Raw genomic sequence first — 17,503 nt, 5'->3', positions numbered from 1 at the left:
CCGCTGCACCGCCTAATCCGCTTCCTGTTCGTCAGGCCAGCATTTTGCCCCGGGCTTCCTTCAGATTCGCAGTCGCCTGCGACACCCTTGCCTTCGGCTAACACTTCCCCTTGCCGGGTGTGTAGAGGACTTTCACCTCCAAGTCACCAGCGTGACCACCACAGCCAAACTGGTTGCGCTTGCGCGCAACGCGCCATGCCTGGCGCACCACAAAAAAACGCCAGACTGGCTGGCGTTTTTGACAGGCATTGTCGCTTAAGAGCGTGCACGCGCCTGGTTACGCAGGGCTTTCACCTGATCATGGTTACGTTGCACGCCGTGATACTGACGTTCAACGATGTCACGAATGCCCACCAGGTTGTGTTTGTTGATTTTTTCCATGGCTTCCCGATAAGCCTTCAGCGCATGGTCTTCACCACGCTCGGCTTCGTTCAGTACAGCCTCTTCGTCCTTGCCGGTGAACATCGACTTCACGTCGACCCAGCGGCGATGCATATCACCGCTGACACTGGTGGAGGTTTCCGGATCGCCACCCATGGAACGCACCGCCGCTTGCAATTCGGCAGCCGCCCTGGCGCAGTCTGCGGAACGTTGCACAAACACGGATTTAAGTTCAGGGTGCTTGATGTCTTCAGCGCAAGTCTTGAACCCTTCCTGACCGTCCTTGCTGGTTTCAATCAGGTCGTTGAGTACAGAGATGGCTTCTTTATTCATGTCGGTCATTTTCAATTCCTCACGGGTTGATGAAAGATACAATAGGTATTGCACCCTGCATGCCAGCTCCGAATTGATAATTTATCCGTTAAATTTCAATAACTTACAGTTTGATTAGAAATCCATGTCCGCTTTTTTTGCATGATCTGTCATTTGGCCTGCATGCAGAATGCCTGTATTTTCCAGACTGTTTGAATCAAGACGACTGATTGATGAACCCTGAAAAGCTCGAACTCCTGATCACCCGTGAAATGCCCTTCGGCAAATACAAAGGGCGCATCATTGCCGACCTGCCTGGCCCTTATCTCAATTGGTTCGCCCGTGAAGGGTTTCCCCATGGCGAACTGGGCGGCTTGCTGGCCCTGATGCAGGAAATCGATCACAACGGCTTGTCCGAGTTACTCGAACCCTTGCGCGCCAAACATGGCAAACCCGCGCCCCGTCATTGAAATCGCCCACTCATCGAGTAACCCATGCCCGATAACAACCGCCGCGCCCGTGATGAAGCTTTCTGGCGAACCTTTGCCGACCGCTACGATGTGGAACATGGCCCGATCAACCTGGAAAACGGTTACTTCGGGCGTATGTCGCGCACGGTGGTCGAGGAATATCAACGCAACATCGCGCTGATCAACCGCAGCAACTCGGTCTATGTGCGCCAGCGTTTCGAACAGGGCGAGAGCCAGAAGATCAGCGCGCAGGTGGCCGGGTTGATTGGCGTTGCTGCAGAAAGCGTCGCCCTCACCCGCAACGCAAAGGACGGTTTGCAATCATTGATCCGCAACTACAATCGCTTGCAGCCAGGCGACCAGGTACTGTTCAGCGATCTGGAGTACGACACAGTCAAGGGCGCCATGCGCTGGCTGGCGCGCAACCGCGGCGTCGAAGTGATTGAGATCGAACACCAGAATCCCGCCAGTTTCGACAGCCTGCTGACCACCTACCGCGAGGCCTTCACGCGTTACCCGCGACTCAAGCTGATGGTCCTGACCCACGTCACCCACCGCACCGGCCTGGTGATGCCAGTGCAGGCGATTGCAGCCGCCGCCAGGGAACACGGCATCGACGTGATCCTCGACGGCGCCCATGCGCTGGGCCAGTTCGAATTCGACCTCAATGAGCTGGGCATCGAATTCGCCGCCTACAACCTGCACAAGTGGATCGGTGCGCCGCTGACCCTGGGCTTCATCCATATCGCCCCTGAGCGCCTGGCCGACATCGACCCGGACATGGGGGAGATGTACTACCCGGCCACCGATATCCGCGCCCGTACGTCGTACAGCACGCCGAACATTCCGGCATTGCTGACCCTGCCGCTGGTGATCGAGGAGCATCATGCGATGGGCGGTTCCGCCGCCAAGGGTGCGCGACTCAACTACTTGCGCAATCTGTGGGTCAGGCCGGCACGCGAGCTGCCGGGCATCGAAGTCATGACGCCGGATGACCCAAGGTTATATTGCGGAATCACCTCGATGCGCTTTGCCGCTCATGCCGACCAACAGCCGATGGTCGAGCGGTTGCTGCGCGACTACAACCTGTTCACCGTGGTGCGCAGTGGCGCGGCGTGTGGTCCGTGTATCCGCATCACGCCGGGGCTGACCAGCACCGCGGCCGACATGATGTTGTTGACCACGGCGTTGACCGAACTGCGCTGACGCCCTGTTTCATGTAGGAGCGAGCCGGCTCGCGAAGAACTGGAGAGCACCGGGGGAAATCAGAAAGCCCGCGTTATCGTTAACGTCCATCGCGAGCAGGCTCGCTCCCACACGTTTTTTTTGCGGGCAAAAAAAACGGTGCACCGACCAAGCGCACCGTAAAGCCGTAGAACACACAACGAAGTGTCAGGTAAAGCTGATCAGTCCAGCAGCGCCAAGGCCTCGGCGGTGCATTCCTGAATGCGGGCCCAGTCGCCGTTCTTGATCCACTCCGGATCAAGCATCCAGCTACCGCCCACGCACATGACGTTTTTCAACGCCATGTAGCTCTTGATGTTGGCCGGGCTGACGCCGCCGGTCGGGCAGAATTTCACTTCGCCGAACGGACCGCCCAGGGCTTTGATTGCCGCGACGCCGCCACTGACTTCCGCCGGGAACAGCTTGAAGCGGCGATAGCCCAGACCATAGCCTTCCATGATGCCCGAGGCGTTGCTGATGCCCGGCAACAGCGGAATCGGGCTGTCGACGCTGGCTTCGAGCAGGTCACGGGTGATGCCCGGCGTGACGATGAACTGCGAACCCGCCGCTTGCGCCGCGGCCAGCATGTGGCGATCAAGCACGGTGCCGGCACCGGTCACCAGTTCCGGACGCTGCTCACGCAGGACCTGGATGGCCTTGAGGCCGAACTGCGAACGCAAGGTCACTTCCAGGGCGGTCAGGCCACCGGCCGCGAGGGCATCGGCCAGCGGCAGGATGTCCTGCTCGCGGGCAATGGTAATCACCGGCAGGATCCGCGCCTTGGCGCAGAGGCTGTCGATCAGGGCAACTTTGTCCGCCATGGAAACGGTCGGGGATGGGTTTGTCATAGCGGCTGATCCTTGGCTCATGGGCACCAGTAAATCTCTAACGTGGGTTGCAGAAAGGCACGAATCGGCAGTGCGGCGACATCGTCACCGGCCAGTGCGTTATCGAGGGTGGTCAGCTTGGACTGACCGGAAATCGACAGAATCTTGTGTTTGGCCGAAGCCAGCAGCGCACGGCTCATGGTCAGGCGTTGATGCGGCACGGTCGGCGCCAGCATCGGGTAGCAGCGACGGGTCCCGTCAGCCTGCAAGGCTTCGTCCAGGTTGGGGCTGCCGGGGAACAGTGAGGCGGTGTGGCCGTCATCCCCCATGCCCAGCACCAGCACGTCGATCACCGGCAGTTCGGAGAGCAAACGGTCGGCGTGCTCGGCGGCTTGTTCAAGGTTAGCGCTGGCGCTGTACAAGCTCAGGAACTGAGCCTTGGCCGCTGGCCCTTGCAACAGATATTTTTTCAGCAGACCGGCATTGCTGTCGGCATGCTCGACCGGCACCCAACGCTCGTCGGCGAGGCTGACCACCACGTTCGACCAGTCCAGCGTCTGCTTGGCCAGGTGCTGGAAGAACGCCACCGGGCTACGGCCACCGGAGACCACCAGGGTCGCCGTGCCTTGGGCGTCAATGGCATCGCTCAGTTGCTTGGCCACGTTCAGGGCCAGGCTTTCAGCCAGCAGGACCGGGCTCTTGAACGCATGAGCGCTGACGCCCTGCGGCAGTTTCAAATTAGATATCGCCATACCACGACCTCCCGTCCCGCGTGATCAGAGCAATGGAACTCATCGGCCCCCAGGACCCGGCCGCATACGGCTTGGGCGCATCACCGGATTTTTTCCACCCGGCGATCAACTGGTCACACCACTTCCACGCGGCTTCGATTTCATCTTTACGGACAAACAGGTTCTGATTGCCCCGCATCACTTCCAGTAACAACCGCTCGTAGGCATCGGGAATCCGTGCGCTGCGCCAGGTGTCGGAAAAATTCAGCTGCAACGGACCGCTGCGCAACTGCATGCCCTTGTCCAGGCCTTGTTCTTTGGTCATCACGCGCAAGGAAATGCCTTCGTCCGGTTGCAGGCGGATAATCAGCTTGTTGCTGATCTGGAGGCGCTGCTCGGGAGCGAAAATGTAGTGCGACGGTTCCTTGAAGTGGATGACGATCTGCGACAGTTTCTGCGGCATGCGCTTGCCGGTGCGCAGGTAAAACGGCACGCCCGCCCAGCGCCAGTTGCGAATGTCGGCACGCAGGGCGACGAAGGTTTCGGTGTCGCTCTGGGTGTTGGAATTGGGTTCTTCCAGGTACCCGGGCACCGGTTTGCCTTCGCTGTACCCGGCGATGTACTGGCCACGCACCACTTGAGTGGTCAAGCCTTCCGGGCTGATCGGTGCCAGCGCCTTGAGCACTTTGACTTTCTCGTCACGGATGCTGTCGGCGGACAGGTCGGCCGGCGGGTCCATGGCGATCAGGCAGAGCAGTTGCAGCAGGTGATTCTGGATCATGTCCCGCAGCTGGCCGGCCTTGTCGAAGTAGCCCCAGCGGCCTTCGATGCCGACCTTCTCGGCCACGGTGATTTCCACGTGGGAGATGTAATTCTGGTTCCACTGGGTTTCGAACAGGCTGTTGGCGAAACGCAGGGCGATCAGGTTCTGGACGGTTTCCTTGCCCAGATAGTGGTCGATGCGATAGGTGCGGTTCTCCGGGAAGAACTGCGCCACGGCGTCATTGACCTTGCGCGAGGATTCCAGGTCCGAACCGATGGGCTTTTCCAGCACCACGCGGGTGTTTTCAGCCAGGCCGACCTTGGCCAGGTTCTCGCAGATCGCACCGTAGACCGCTGCCGGCGTCGCGAAATAGGCAATAACCCGTTGCGCGCTGCCGGCCACTTCAGCCAGGGCGACGTAATCTTCGGACTTGAGGAAGTCGACGTGCAGGTAGCTCAGGCGTGCGAGGAAACGCTCGACCACGGCTTCGTCCAGCTCTTTGGCACTGACGTAGCGACGCAGCTCGGAAGTAATGAACGCCAGGTGCTCCTGCTCACTGCCAGGCTCCCGGGCCAGCGCGATGATCCGCGTATCCTCGTGCAAGAGGCCTGCGCCATCGAGCTGATAAAGGGCAGGAAACAGCTTGCGCAGGGCCAGATCGCCCAAAGCGCCGAACAAGGCAAAGGTGCACGGTTCAACCGTAATCGAAGGCATGATGTTTGTTCTTTTATCAAGTTAAGCTACAAATACCTTTTTTCAAGGCATCACTCAAGGGAAAATGTAGTAATAACCACAACATTTTCGCAAAATACAGATTGCGAGTGGTGGTCGGTCGGAGCCATCAGTAGGATAGGCCACCGTTACGGGCCTCACCAAAGGCCCTTTTTGCATTAGCCGCGCGCTTGTTGGCGCAGGTGTAAAGGATACTTATATGGACCGCGTGCGAAATTTACTGGAGCAGATCCAGAATCGCCTTGAAGAGCTGAACAAGGCCGAGCGCAAAGTGGCCGAGGTGATCCTGCTCAATCCACAGCAGGCCACCCGATTCAGCATCGCCGCCCTCGCCCAGGCCGCCTCGGTCAGTGAGCCGACGGTCAACCGTTTCTGCCGTTCGTTCGGTGTCAGCGGTTATCCCGAGCTCAAGTTGCAACTGGCCCAGAGCCTGGCCAGTGGCGCCGCCTACGTCAGCCGTGCGGTGGAAGCCGATGACAATCCGGAAGCCTACACGCGGAAAATCTTCGGCAGCGCCATCGCGTCCCTGGACAGCGCTTGCCAGGCGCTGGACCCGAACCTGATCAGCCGCGCCGTCGATCTGTTGATCCAGGCCCGGCAGATCCACTTCTTCGGCCTCGGCGCCTCGGCCCCGGTGGCGCTGGATGCGCAGCACAAGTTCTTCCGCTTCAACCTGGCCGTGACCGCCCATGCCGATGTGCTGATGCAGCGCATGATTGCCTCGGTGGCGCACACCGGCGAGTTGTTCGTGATCATCTCCTACACCGGCCGTACCCGCGAACTGGTGGAAGTGGCGCGCATCGCCCGGGAGAACGGTGCTTCGGTGCTGGGTTTAACAGCCGAGGGATCGCCCCTGGCCAAGGCCAGTACCTTGAGCCTGAACATTCCGCTGCCGGAAGACACCGACATCTACATGCCGATGACTTCGCGGATCATCCAGCTGACCGTGCTCGACGTACTCGCCACCGGCATGACCTTGCGCCGAGGGGTGGACTTCCAGCCGCATTTGCGCAAGATCAAAGAGAGCTTGAATGCCAGTCGGTATCCGGTGGGTGACGAGTTCAACTGACCCGAAATCTTCACTGCCTGATCGGGCCTCATCGCGGGCAAGCCTTGCTCCTACAGGTTTTCGTTTGCCCGCGAAATCCGCGTAATCCTGTAGGAGCAAGGCTTGCCCGCGATGGCGTCAGCCGCAACACCCCAAAATCACGCTCCAACCCGCGCCTGCAAACTCAAATACGCCCGCTCCCCCGGTGCCAGACTCAGGCTATCGGTGCCGCCGCTTGCTGCCTCTACGCAAACGAATTCGGATATCTCATTCCAGCTCACCCCTAGCAACGGGCGTGAACCGGGATGCCACACCACCGTGTCTGCCGTATCCCCGGTATCAATGCACAACGCCCGATCCCAGGCGTGGTCATTGAGCAGCAGTTCGCCCTCATGCTGAAACACCCACTGACAGCCACCCTCGACGCGCAACTCGCCTTCCTGCTGGCAGATCTGCCGGTTCAACTGGTCGTAACCGTGCGCGCCATCGAGCCCAGACAGCGCTACCTCACCGACATCACCAATACGCCAGTAAGCGTGCAACGCCTGACTCAATTGGCATGGAAGGCTGTCGTGATGCTCGGTGCTCAAACGCAAATCCATGCGTTCACCGAGGTGCGCGTGCAGGTCTACCTGCCAGTCGCATAGCTCAAGCTGCCAGTGCAGGCGCACGCCATCGTCATCGCTGCTGCTGTCGATCAGTTTCCAGTCGAGCAAGCGCGCCCAACCATGGGAAGGCCAGGCGTTTTCGCTCGGATGACGGCCATACCATGGCCAGCACACCGGCACGCCACCGCGAATGGCCCCGACCTGCGGCCACTTCGCCGCGCACCACAGCCAGGGTTTCTGGCCCTTGGGCTGAAAGTGCAGCAACTGCGCGCCCTGACGACTGAACACCGCCTGACACAGCGGATGATCAATCACCAACACGTCGCGCTTCTGATAGCGCTCCCACGCAAACACCGGCCGTTCACGCAAGGATTTGAAGAAGCGTTGTAGCGGATGCTCAAGCATGTGCCACGGTCCTGAAAATCATGGGTTTACTCAGCGAATCAATGTAGTGACGGTTTACTGTGGCGAGGGGATTTATCCCCGCTGGGCTGCGGAGCGGCCCTAAAAAATGGGACTGCTGCGCAGTCCAACGGGGATAAATCCCCTCGCCACACAAAAAAAAGCGGACAGCCATGGCCGTCCGCAAAATGCGCACATAGAGAGGAGCTTATCGCAGTCGCGTTAGAACACCGACTGAATTTTCAGGCCGGCGACCAAAGCGTCATCGACTTCATCCACACCACCTGGGTGAGTGATGTATTGCAGGTTGGGACGCACGGTCAGCCAGTTGGTAACGTGGAAACCGTAGTTGAGCTCGTAGTTGTATTCGGTGTCACGCAGCGGCGAGAACAGCGGATCGTTGTAGTCGCTGACGCCATTGGAGGCGTTGACCAACTCGGCGTTTTTCTTCACGTCATCGTTGACATGGATACGGGCGAAACCGATCCCCAGGTCATCTTTGGGACGTGCATCGAACGGCCCTTTGTACACAAACATCAGCGACTGGTAGTTGTCGACGATGTTGGTGTCCTTGTCGTGGAAAGTGGCGTTGGCGGCAATGTTCAGACCGCGGGTGGCGTCACCGTTATGGCTGGTGAGTTGTTGTTGTGCAACGAACCAGTAGCCGTGCTTGCTGCTGTGGCTGCGATAGGCGTTGCCGCTGGTGGCCGCATCATTGCCGTTGTCGTCTTCAATGACGTCATCGGCGCTGGCGGTGCTTTTGTAGTAACCGACACGGTATTCGCCCGGCAGGTTGCCAGGGTTAGGCAACCACACCAGTTCGACCGGCAGGACGGTGCCTTCGGTACCGCTACCACTGAGTTTGAAGCCGTTGCCGTGCTCCAGTTGCGAGGGGTTCTGGTTGTACGCGCCGATCTGCGCATACCACTCAGGCGAGATGTTGTACTTCACGCGGATCGCCGCCTGGCTGACCGGCCAGTTGTACCAGATGTTGGTGGCCCAGTTGCCCACCTGGGAGCCACAGAACGCCAGGTTCTGGAATTCGCACGGGAAGCTGTTGAAGTCTTCACCTTCACCGAAGTAACCGGCCTTGATGTCGAGTTTATTGTCGAGGAACTGATGCTTGATCCACAGTTGGGTCAGCCGGACCATATGCCCACGACCGTAGACTTCCTGGGAGGAACTCAAGGTGCCGGCACGCGGGTCGCCGATACGGTCATTGGAGATGTTTTCACCGTTACGGTTGGTGAGCTGGATCTTGGCCTGGGTGTTGTCCCAGCCGAACAGTTTCTCCAGGTCCAGCGCCGCGCCCAAGCCAAACTGGTCGCTGTAGCGTGCGGTCTTGTCATCGTTGAACCCGCCGTGGAGGTTGCCGCCCACTTCACCGACGTAGTCCATCTTGATGTCGATGCCTTGCTCGATCAGCTTGGTTCGTTCGCCACCCCAGTCGCCGGTCATCCATTCGGAATCGGCGCTAAACGCATCAGCCGCGTGCACGCTACCGGCCAGCATCATCGCCGCAACGGCTGACAACTGGCAGATAAGCTGAGCGTTGTTGTTCTTCTTCATCCCTACATCCTCGTCTTATTGTTATTAACTGTTGGGTAACGCAGTTACATCCCCTGTGGGAGCGGCTTTTGTGGTGAGGGGATTTAGCGAAACGTCGCACCGCCCCGTTGGACTGCGCAGCAGTCCCATTTTTTAGGGCCGCTTCGCGCCCCAGCGGGGATAAATCCCCTCGCCACAAAAGCCAGCGCCTACAGTTTTTGATCTTCAGCGGCCTTTGAATTGGGTCACGTTTGCAGGTCGGATTTCGGTTTGTGGTTGGCCGGCAGCCCCCAGGCGTTCGCCGGTCTTGGCATCGAACAGCAGCACTTTCGCCGGATCGAATTGCAACGTCAGGGTCTCGCCCACAGCCGGTGCGACATCGGGCGCCAGGCGACAGCAGACCTTGGTGTCGTTGAGATTGACGAACACCAGTGTGTCGGGACCGGTCGGTTCGGTGACCTGGACTTCGGCGCGAATGGTCGGCAAACCGTTCGCTTCACCGTTGGCCAGAACGATCTGCTCCGGGCGCATGCCGAGGATCACTTCGCGGTCTTCCAGACCTGCGTCCTGCATGCCCAGCGGCAACTCGCAACGGGCCTGGCCGCTGTCGAGCAATGCCAGCAGACGACCGTCCTTGCGCTGCAAGCGCAGGGGGATGAAGTTCATCGGCGGCGAGCCGATGAAGCTCGCCACGAACAGGTTGGCCGGGTTGTTGTAGATGTCTTTCGGCGTGCCGAACTGTTGGATGATCCCGTCCTTCATCACCGCCACCTTGTCGCCCAGGGTCATGGCTTCGATCTGGTCGTGGGTCACGTACACCGTGGTGGTTTTCAGGCGTTGGTGCATCAGTTTCATTTCGGTGCGCATCTCGACCCGCAGCTTGGCGTCGAGGTTGGACAGCGGTTCGTCGAACAGATAAATCTTCGGCCGCCGCGCCAACGCACGGCCCATCGCCACGCGCTGTTGCTGGCCACCGGACAGTTGGCCCGGTTTGCGGCTGAGCAGGTGTTCGATCTGCAGCAGCTTGGAAACCCGAGCGACTTCTTCGTCGATTTCCGCGGTCGGCATTTTGCGGATCTTCAGGCCGAAAGCGATGTTGTCGCGCACGCTCATCGTCGGGTACAGCGCGTAGGACTGGAACACCATGGCGATGTCGCGATCTTTCGGGCTCATGCCGCTGATGTCGGCATCGTCCACCAGGATCGCGCCGCCGCTGATGGTTTCCAGCCCGGCAATGCAGTTCATCAAGGTGGATTTGCCGCAGCCGGACGGGCCGACCAGGATCAGGAATTCCCCGTCATCGATCTTCAGTTCGATGTTTTTCAGGGTGTCCGGCAAACCGGCGCCGTAGGTCTTGTTGACGTTGCGTAATTCGAGAGTTGCCATCTTCTACCCCTTGACCGCGCCGGACGTCAGCCCACGCAGGAAATACTTGCCAGCGAATATGTAGACCAGCAGTGTCGGCAGCCCGGCGATCATCGCGGCGGCCATATCAACGTTGTATTCCTTGGCCCCGGTGCTGGTGTTGACCAGGTTGTTCAGGGCCACGGTAATTGGCTGGGCATCGCCACTGGCGAAGACCACGCCGAACAGGAAGTCATTCCAGATCTGGGTGAACTGCCAGATCAGGCAGACCATCACGATCGGGATCGACATCGGCAGCAGGATCTTCCAGAAGATCGTGAAGAAGCCCGCGCCGTCGAGCCGCGCGGCCTTGACCAGCGCATCCGGAATGCTCACGTAGTAGTTGCGGAAGAACAGCGTGGTGAACGCCAGGCCGTAGACCACGTGCACCAGCACCAGCCCCGTCGTGGTGTTGGCCAGGCCGAACTTGCCGAGGGTGAACGACGCCGGCAGCAGCACGGTCTGGAACGGCAGGAAGCAGCCGAACAGCAGCAGACCGAAGAACAACTGCGAACCACGGAAGCGCCACATCGACAGCACGTAGCCGTTCATCGCGCCGATAAAGGTCGAAATCAGAACCGCCGGCACGGTGATTTTCACCGAGTTCCAGAAGTAGCCGCCGACCACATCCCAGGCCTTGATCCAGCCGATGCCGTCGATCACGGTTGGCCAACTCAGCAGGTTGCCGGTGCGGATGTCTTCCGGGGATTTGAAGCTGGTCAGCAGCATCACGATCAGCGGAATCAGGTACACCGCAGCGGCCAACAGCAGCGTGGCGTAGATCGCGATGCGACTGAAGCTCAGGGTTGGTTTGCCGAGTTGATTAGTCATGGCGTTTGCCTCGCAGCTCGGAGTACAGGTACGGCACGAGGATGGTCAGCACGGCACCGAGCATCAGCATGGCGCTGGCCGAACCGATGCCCATCTGGCCACGGCTGAAGGTGAAGGAGTACATGAACATCGCCGGCAGGTCGGACGAGTAGCCGGGACCACCCGCAGTCATCGCCGCCACCAGGTCGAAGCTTTTGATCGCAATGTGCGCAAGGATCATGAAGGCGCTGAAGAACACCGGGCGCAGGCTCGGCAGCACGATCTTCAGGTAGATGGTCGGCAGGCTCGCACCGTCGACTTGCGCGGCACGGATGATCGATTGATCGACACCGCGCAGGCCGGCGAGGAACATCGCCATCACGAAGCCGGAGGCTTGCCACACAGCGGCGATCACCAGGCAGTAGACCACGCGATCCTGATCCACCAGCCAGTCCAGACGGAAGCCTTCCCAGCCCCAGTCACGCAGCATCTTGTCCAGGCCGAGCCCTGGGTTGAGCAGCCATTTCCACGCGGTACCGGTGACGATCATCGACAGCGCCATCGGGTACAGGTAGATGGTGCGGATGAAGCCTTCCTTGCGAATGCGCTGGTCCAGCAGCACGGCGAGAAACACGCCCAGCACCAGGCTGATGCCGATGAACATGCCGCCGAACAGCGCCAGGTTCTTGCTCGCGACCCACCAGCGGTCGTTGTCCATCAGGCGCATGTATTGCTGCAGGCCGACCCACTTGTAACTCGGCATGAAGCTGGAGTTGGTGAAGGACAGTATGAATGTCCAGATGATGTAACCGTAGAAGCCAACCAACACGATCAGCATGCTCGGCGCGAGTACCAACTTGGGTAACCAGCGTTGCAGCGCATCGAACGGTGAGGCTTTGCTGAAAACCGCCACAGAGCTCATCGGGATAATCCTGGTGGAGAAGTGAAATCCGGACAGAGTTCACCCTGTGGGAGCGAGCTTGCTCGCGATAGCTGACTGACATTCAACATCGATGTCGCCTGTTACACCGCTATCGCGAGCAAGCTCGCTCCCACAATGGGATGGAGCTCTCTCTGGGGTGTGCCGCAGGATCACCTGCGGCGATTACCAACTACTGGGCAGCTTTGACAGCCGACGCCAGTTGGGCGCTGGCCTTGGCCGGGTCGGCGTCCTTGTCGTTCATGAAGTTGGTGACCACGTCGAAGATCGCGCCTTGTACGGCCAGGGAGGTGGCCATGTTGTGCGCCATACTCGGCTGCAGGCCGCCGGTCTTCTCGTCCGCCAGGAAGTCCTTGGCCGCCGCTTGGGCGCAGGAATCGAAGCCCTGGCCGGCCATGTCGTTCAACATATCGGTACGCACCGGGATCGAACCCTTGTTGATGCTGAAGACCTTCTGGAAGTCGGTGCCCAGCGCGACCTTGGCCAGATCTTGCTGCGCGGCGATGTCGCCCTTGCGATCAGCCTTGAGCTTGAACACGGCCAGCGAATCGATGTTGTAGGTGAAGGCCTTGTCGGTGCCAGGGAACGCCACGCACTGATAGTCCTTGCCCGCAACTTTCTTCGCCGCGGTCCACTCACTTTTCGCCCAGTCGCCCATCATCTGCATGCCGGCCTTGCCGTTGATCACGTCGGCAGCGGCGATGTTCCAGTCACGACCGGCACGGTTCGGGTCCATGTAGGTGGTGATTTTTTTCAGCTCGGTAAAGACCTTGGTCATCTCGGCGCCCGAGAGGGTCTTCTGATCCAGGTCTACCAGGGCTTTCTTGTAACCGTCGGCGCCCATGACCGAGAGCACCACGTCTTCGAATACGGTGCTGTCCTGCCAAGGCTGGCCTCCGTGGGCGAGCGCAATGAAGCCGGCGGCTTTCAGCTTGTCACCGGCGGCATAGAATTCTTCGAGGGTGGTCGGGGCTTTGTCGATCCCGGCTTTCTTGAACACTTGCGGGTTGATCCACAGCCAGTTGACGCGGTGAATGTTCACCGGCACGGCCACGTAGTCGCCTTCATACTTAACGGTGTCGGAGACTTTCGCAGGCAGCAGGCCATCCCAGTTTTCCGACTTGGCGACTTCTGTCAGCGTGTCGGTGGCGAGCAGGCCAGTGCTGCCCCACTCCTGGATGTCCGGCCCTTTGATTTGCGCAACGCCCGGCGGGTTACCCGCTACGGCGCGGCTCTTGAGAACGGTCATGGCCGTGGAACCGCCACCACCGGCGACTGCGCCGTCCTTCCAGGTGAAGCCGTCTTTTTCGACTTGAGCCTTGAGGACATCAACCGCTGCTTTTTCACCACCCGACGTCCACCAATGCACGACTTCCACGGAACCTTTGGATTCGGCGGCAAGCACACTGAGAGGGAGCGCAGACAGGGAGGCGAGAGAAATGACAGTAGCGAGGCGAGAAATCGCATTCATCTGGAAGTACCTTTCTTGTTGTTATGCATGCAAGTCTGGTGCTTGCGCTGCAGAGGATTTTAAACAGGAGACGCCCCTTCGCAGGTAACGAAGGGACGCGCGAATGTCACCGCATGGTTACATAGAACCGCTCTGGGACAACTGTGCCAGCGCACTGGCCATGCTCGGCGCCAGCGGCAGGCGCGGGATCAGGACGGCTTGCCAGGCATGATAGAGATCGGGTTTACCGGCCCAGATATCGCCGCTTGGGCGGTTCAATGGGTCGAGCTCGTGGTGCCAGCTGCCGCCTTCGCGGTCGATGAAATGACGGTCGCAGAATTCCCAGAACAGTCGGTACCAGTGTTCGTATTGCTCATCGCCCGTGCGCTTGAGCAAGGCACTGGCAGCGGCGCTGGCTTCGCAATGGGTCCAGTGCAAGCGATGGCGAACCACCGCCTTGTTGTCCCAGTCGAGGGTGTAGACCATCCCCGGCGCACCGTCGATGTCCCAGCCGTGGCGGCAGTTCTGCTCGAATAGTTTTTGCGCGTCAGTGACCAACCAGCCCGGCGTAAGCATCCCCGCCCGCACCCGCGCTGCTTCGAGATGCAATAGCAATCGGGCCCATTCGAAACCGTGACCCGGCGTGGTGCCGTAGGGACGGAAACCGTCGGCCGGGTTGTCGTGGTTGTACTCGCGCAGTGGCTGCCAGTCGCGGTCGAAATGCTCGATCACCAGATAGTCATTGGCGGCGGCGTGACCATGGATCACCCGCTCGACGATGCGCTGGGCGCGGCACAACCAGCGCTTGTCGTCGGTGACATCGGCCAGGGCGAGGAAGGCTTCGGTGGTGTGCATGTTGCTGTTGGCGCCGCGATAGGCTTCCTCGCAGCTGAAGTCGCGGCTGAAGGATTCGCGCATGGCGCCTTCTTCTTCCCTCCAGAAACAGCTGTCGATGATGTCGATCGCGTCATCGAGCAAGGCCTGCGCGCCGGGCCGGCGTGCGACCACCGCGGAACTGGCGGCCAGGGCCACGAAGGCATGCAGATAAGCATTTTTGTCGGTGTTGCCGTCGCGGTGTCCGGCAACCGCGAACCAGCCACCGTGCACGGCATCGCGCAACGGCCCGCGCAGGGCCTGGATGCCGTGATCCACCAGCTCGGCAAAACCCGGCAGGCCCTGGATGTGCGCCATGGCGAAGCTGTGGGTCATGCGCGCGGTGTTCATGGTTTGTGCTTGCGCATTGGCCGGCAAGCGTCCCTTTTCATCAAGGTTGCCGAAGCCTTCAGGAAGCTTCGAAGCCCTGGCAAACGACAGCAGGCGCAGGCCTTCGGCGGCGAGCCATTGCTGATGGGCCGGTGCGTTCAGCCAACTGCTGAAGGCGGGTTGAGTGGTGTCCATGGGGTGCCTTTTTTGTTGTTATGACTGCACGGCAGTCTAAACAACGGGCGATGGCGGGCTTGTAACGAAGGGGGCGAGTTATGTCACCAATCTGTGACAATTCTGAGGAAAATGGTGAGTGGTCTGACGCCTTCGCGAGCAGGCTCGCTCCCACAGTGGTTCTGTGTCGCACACAAATCCAATGTGGGAGCGAGCCTGCTCGCGAAGAACGATAACGCGGTATCCCTAATCAACATTGCGCGGCAATTGAAGAGTCACCCTTAAACCACCTTCACGCAGGTTTTGCAGGCTGACTTCACCCCCATGACTATGGGCAATATTGCGCGCAATCCCCAACCCCAACCCATACCCCTGCTGCTGCCCGGCCAAACGAAAGTGCGGCTCGAACACCTGTTCCAGCCGCTGCTCGGGAACCCCCGGCCCTTCATCATCGACATGCAGGACGAACGCACTGTCGTCATCGTCGATGTGCAGGTGGGCGTTCTGGCCGTACTTCAGGGCGTTGTCGATCAGGTTGCCGATGCAACGCTTGAGCGCCAGCGGTTTGCCCGGATAGGCCGCCAGGGCACGTCCTTGCTGGGTCACGCGACCATTTCCGGTGGGTGACAGGTACGGTTCCACCAGACACTCGAGCACATGATTGAGATCCACCTGCTCGATGTTTTCGTGGATGTCGGTGTCTTTCACACATTGCAGTGCACCCTTGACCAGCAACTCCAGCTCATCCAGATCGCGACCGAACTTGGCCTGCAGCTTTTCGTCTTCCAACAACTCGACGCGCAGACGCAAGCGGGTGATGGGGGTGCGCAAGTCGTGGGAAATCGCGCTGAACAACTGGCTGCGTTCGGTCAGGTAACGGCTGATGCGTTCGCGCATGGTATTGAAGGCGCGGCCGACTTCGACCACTTCACTGCCGCCGCCTTCGGCCACCGGCTCGACGTGGGCACCCAGCGACAGGTCCCGCGCCGCCCGCGCCAGGCGCTTGAGCGGCCGGCTTTGCCAGTGCACCAGCAGACCGATGAACAACAGCAAAAAGCCGCTGGTGAGAACGATGAACCACACCTGCTGCGCCGGCAGGCCTTGTTCTTCGAGACTGGTGTAGGGTTCGGGCAACAGCGAGGCGATGTACAGCCATTCTCCCGGCGCCATCTGGATCTGCGTGACCAGCACCGGCGGGTTCACCGGCTCCAGGGTCAGCGCGTAGTGGGCCCAGGAACGCGGCAGTTCGTCGAGCTTGAGACCGCCATTGAAGATCCGCAGGTCTTCGGGGCTGACAAAGGTCACCGAGATGTCGGTGTCCTGCCCGAGGGACTGGCGCAGCACCTGATCCACCGCCTCGATCACCGCCTCTTTGCGTGGTGTGATCGGCAGCACTTCCATTCCCAGGGGTTTGTCATTGAGCGTCACCACGAATCGCGTGCCGCCCATGCTGCGCAGCTGGTCGAGCACCAACGGGCGATACGCCACCGGCAACGAGCGCAGGTAACTGACACTGGCGTTCATCGAGTGAGCGAGGCTGCGCGCGCTGGTGACCAGGCCTTCAAGCTGGGTCGCGCGTAATTGAGAGACCCAGATCACGCTCGACAATGCCTGGGCGAACAACACCGCGAGCAACGTCAGCAACAGCATGCGCCCGAGCAGCGAGCGTGGCACCGGCACGCGGCCGGCAAGCGTGCGCAAAAAATCAGTGACCATTGGAGGCAACCACATTGGCTGCCAACTGATAGCCGCTGCCCCGTACGGTGCGAATCAGTCGCGGGGGTTTTTCCGTATCGCGCAGGCGCTGGCGCAAACGACTGACCGCCATGTCGACGATGCGGTCAAGCGGCATCAGATCCCGGCCACGGGTGGCGTTGCCGATCGTATCGCGGTCGAGGATTTCCTGCGGGTGATCGAGAAACAGCTTCAACAGGGCGAAATCGGCACCGGACAGAATCACCTCTTCGCCATCAATGTGAAACAGGCGATGACTGACCATATCCAGGCGCCAGTCATCGAAGGCCAGCACTTCGCTACCGGAGCGCTCCTGACCGAACTGCGCCCGGCGCAGCAAGGCCTTGATGCGCGCCTGCAATTCGCGGGGGCTGAAGGGTTTGCCAAGGTAGTCGTCGGCCCCCAGTTCCAGGCCGATGACCCTGTCGGCCTCGTCGGAGCTGGCGGTGAGCATGATGATCGGCACCTGCGACTGACGCGGGTGCTGGCGAATCCAGCGACACAGGCTGAAACCGTCTTCGTCCGGCAGCATCACGTCGAGGATCACCAGGTCGCTGGGGGCCTCGTTGAGGGCCTGGCGAAAGCCTGCGCCATCGGGCGTGGTACGCACCTGGAAACCGGCGCGGGTCAGGTAGGTGTCCAGCAACTCGCGTATCTCTTGATCGTCATCGACCAACAAAATCGACTTGTTGACTGAGCTCACGGGCGGCGTCCTTGTTGTTTGAATTGGGCGGATTATGCC

At 60.1% G+C, this 17,503-nt stretch carries 16 protein-coding genes; 3 read left to right on the top strand and 13 right to left on the bottom strand.

Translation table 11 applies throughout. The annotated features are described in order from the left end of the window. Positions 1–255: 255 nt before the first annotated feature. Positions 256–723, bottom strand: a complete 468-nt coding sequence (locus ACA058_RS06215; protein ID WP_497638305.1) for a ferritin-like domain-containing protein — start codon at positions 721–723, stop codon at positions 256–258. Positions 724–926: 203 nt separating this feature from the next. Here ACA058_RS06215 and ACA058_RS06210 point away from each other — a divergent pair, with 203 nt between their 5' ends. Together ACA058_RS06210 and ACA058_RS06205 are read left to right on the top strand one after the other, a co-directional pair. Then, a complete protein-coding gene (locus ACA058_RS06210) occupies positions 927–1,163 on the top strand; it encodes a DUF3820 family protein (protein ID WP_003213031.1) in 237 nt (78 codons plus the stop codon). 24 nt (positions 1,164–1,187) lie between these two features. Next, positions 1,188–2,369 (top strand): aminotransferase class V-fold PLP-dependent enzyme, encoded by a 1,182-nt coding sequence (locus tag ACA058_RS06205; protein ID WP_497638304.1) that lies wholly within the window; start codon positions 1,188–1,190, stop codon positions 2,367–2,369. A gap of 200 nt (positions 2,370–2,569) precedes the next feature. Here the strand turns inward: ACA058_RS06205 and ACA058_RS06200 are convergent, their stop codons facing one another. Genes ACA058_RS06200 through zwf form a run of 3 tightly spaced genes read right to left on the bottom strand, consistent with a single transcriptional unit; the run spans position 2,570 to position 5,422 of the window. Beyond that, positions 2,570–3,235, bottom strand: coding sequence for a bifunctional 4-hydroxy-2-oxoglutarate aldolase/2-dehydro-3-deoxy-phosphogluconate aldolase (locus tag ACA058_RS06200; RefSeq protein ID WP_497638303.1), 666 nt, complete (start codon positions 3,233–3,235; stop codon positions 2,570–2,572). 17 nt (positions 3,236–3,252) lie between these two features. Continuing rightward, positions 3,253–3,966, bottom strand: coding sequence for a 6-phosphogluconolactonase (pgl, locus tag ACA058_RS06195; RefSeq protein WP_497638302.1), 714 nt, complete (start codon positions 3,964–3,966; stop codon positions 3,253–3,255). Then, positions 3,953–5,422, bottom strand: coding sequence for a glucose-6-phosphate dehydrogenase (zwf, locus tag ACA058_RS06190; protein WP_497638301.1), 1,470 nt, complete (start codon positions 5,420–5,422; stop codon positions 3,953–3,955). The genes pgl and zwf overlap by 14 nt, the downstream gene beginning before the upstream one ends. A gap of 226 nt (positions 5,423–5,648) precedes the next feature. On the opposite strand from zwf, the gene ACA058_RS06185 reads away from it, so the two are divergent. Continuing rightward, on the top strand, positions 5,649–6,509 hold the full coding sequence (locus ACA058_RS06185; RefSeq protein WP_497639873.1) for a MurR/RpiR family transcriptional regulator: 861 nt from the start codon (positions 5,649–5,651) through the stop codon (positions 6,507–6,509). A 137-nt stretch (positions 6,510–6,646) separates the two neighbouring features. On the opposite strand, the gene ACA058_RS06180 is transcribed toward ACA058_RS06185, so the two are convergent. The 9 genes from ACA058_RS06180 to ACA058_RS06140 all read right to left on the bottom strand — a co-directional run bounded on the left by ACA058_RS06180 (position 6,647) and on the right by ACA058_RS06140 (position 17,464). Then, positions 6,647–7,501: a D-hexose-6-phosphate mutarotase gene (locus tag ACA058_RS06180; RefSeq protein ID WP_497638300.1), complete on the bottom strand. Its 855-nt coding sequence runs from the start codon at positions 7,499–7,501 to the stop codon at positions 6,647–6,649. Between the two features lie 219 nt (positions 7,502–7,720). Further along, the gene (locus tag ACA058_RS06175) at positions 7,721–9,067 is read right to left on the bottom strand and encodes a carbohydrate porin (protein ID WP_497638299.1); all 1,347 of its coding nucleotides are present in this window, start codon (positions 9,065–9,067) and stop codon (positions 7,721–7,723) included. Between the two features lie 204 nt (positions 9,068–9,271). Continuing rightward, entirely contained in the window at positions 9,272–10,432 is a 1,161-nt protein-coding gene (locus tag ACA058_RS06170) for an ABC transporter ATP-binding protein (protein WP_497638298.1), read from the bottom strand. Positions 10,433–10,435: 3 nt separating this feature from the next. Continuing rightward, positions 10,436–11,281: a carbohydrate ABC transporter permease gene (locus ACA058_RS06165; protein WP_084319031.1), complete on the bottom strand. Its 846-nt coding sequence runs from the start codon at positions 11,279–11,281 to the stop codon at positions 10,436–10,438. Continuing rightward, entirely contained in the window at positions 11,274–12,182 is a 909-nt protein-coding gene (locus ACA058_RS06160) for a carbohydrate ABC transporter permease (RefSeq protein ID WP_008056768.1), read from the bottom strand. The genes ACA058_RS06165 and ACA058_RS06160 overlap by 8 nt, the downstream gene beginning before the upstream one ends. A 190-nt stretch (positions 12,183–12,372) precedes the next feature. Then, complete coding sequence (locus ACA058_RS06155; RefSeq protein WP_497638297.1) at positions 12,373–13,671, bottom strand: ABC transporter substrate-binding protein; 1,299 nt, start codon at positions 13,669–13,671, stop codon at positions 12,373–12,375. A 117-nt stretch (positions 13,672–13,788) separates the two neighbouring features. Further along, positions 13,789–15,048: a D-mannose isomerase gene (locus ACA058_RS06150; RefSeq protein ID WP_497638296.1), complete on the bottom strand. Its 1,260-nt coding sequence runs from the start codon at positions 15,046–15,048 to the stop codon at positions 13,789–13,791. A 225-nt stretch (positions 15,049–15,273) separates the two neighbouring features. Then, positions 15,274–16,701, bottom strand: coding sequence for an ATP-binding protein (locus ACA058_RS06145; protein WP_497639871.1), 1,428 nt, complete (start codon positions 16,699–16,701; stop codon positions 15,274–15,276). Between the two features lie 31 nt (positions 16,702–16,732). Next, entirely contained in the window at positions 16,733–17,464 is a 732-nt protein-coding gene (locus tag ACA058_RS06140) for a response regulator (RefSeq protein WP_497638295.1), read from the bottom strand. Positions 17,465–17,503: the final 39 nt, after the last annotated feature.

This window comes from Pseudomonas sp. LBUM1649 (assembly GCF_059716155.1).
The sequence above is the reverse complement of the archived record's forward strand: the minus strand, read 5'-3'. Positions and strand labels throughout refer to the sequence as shown.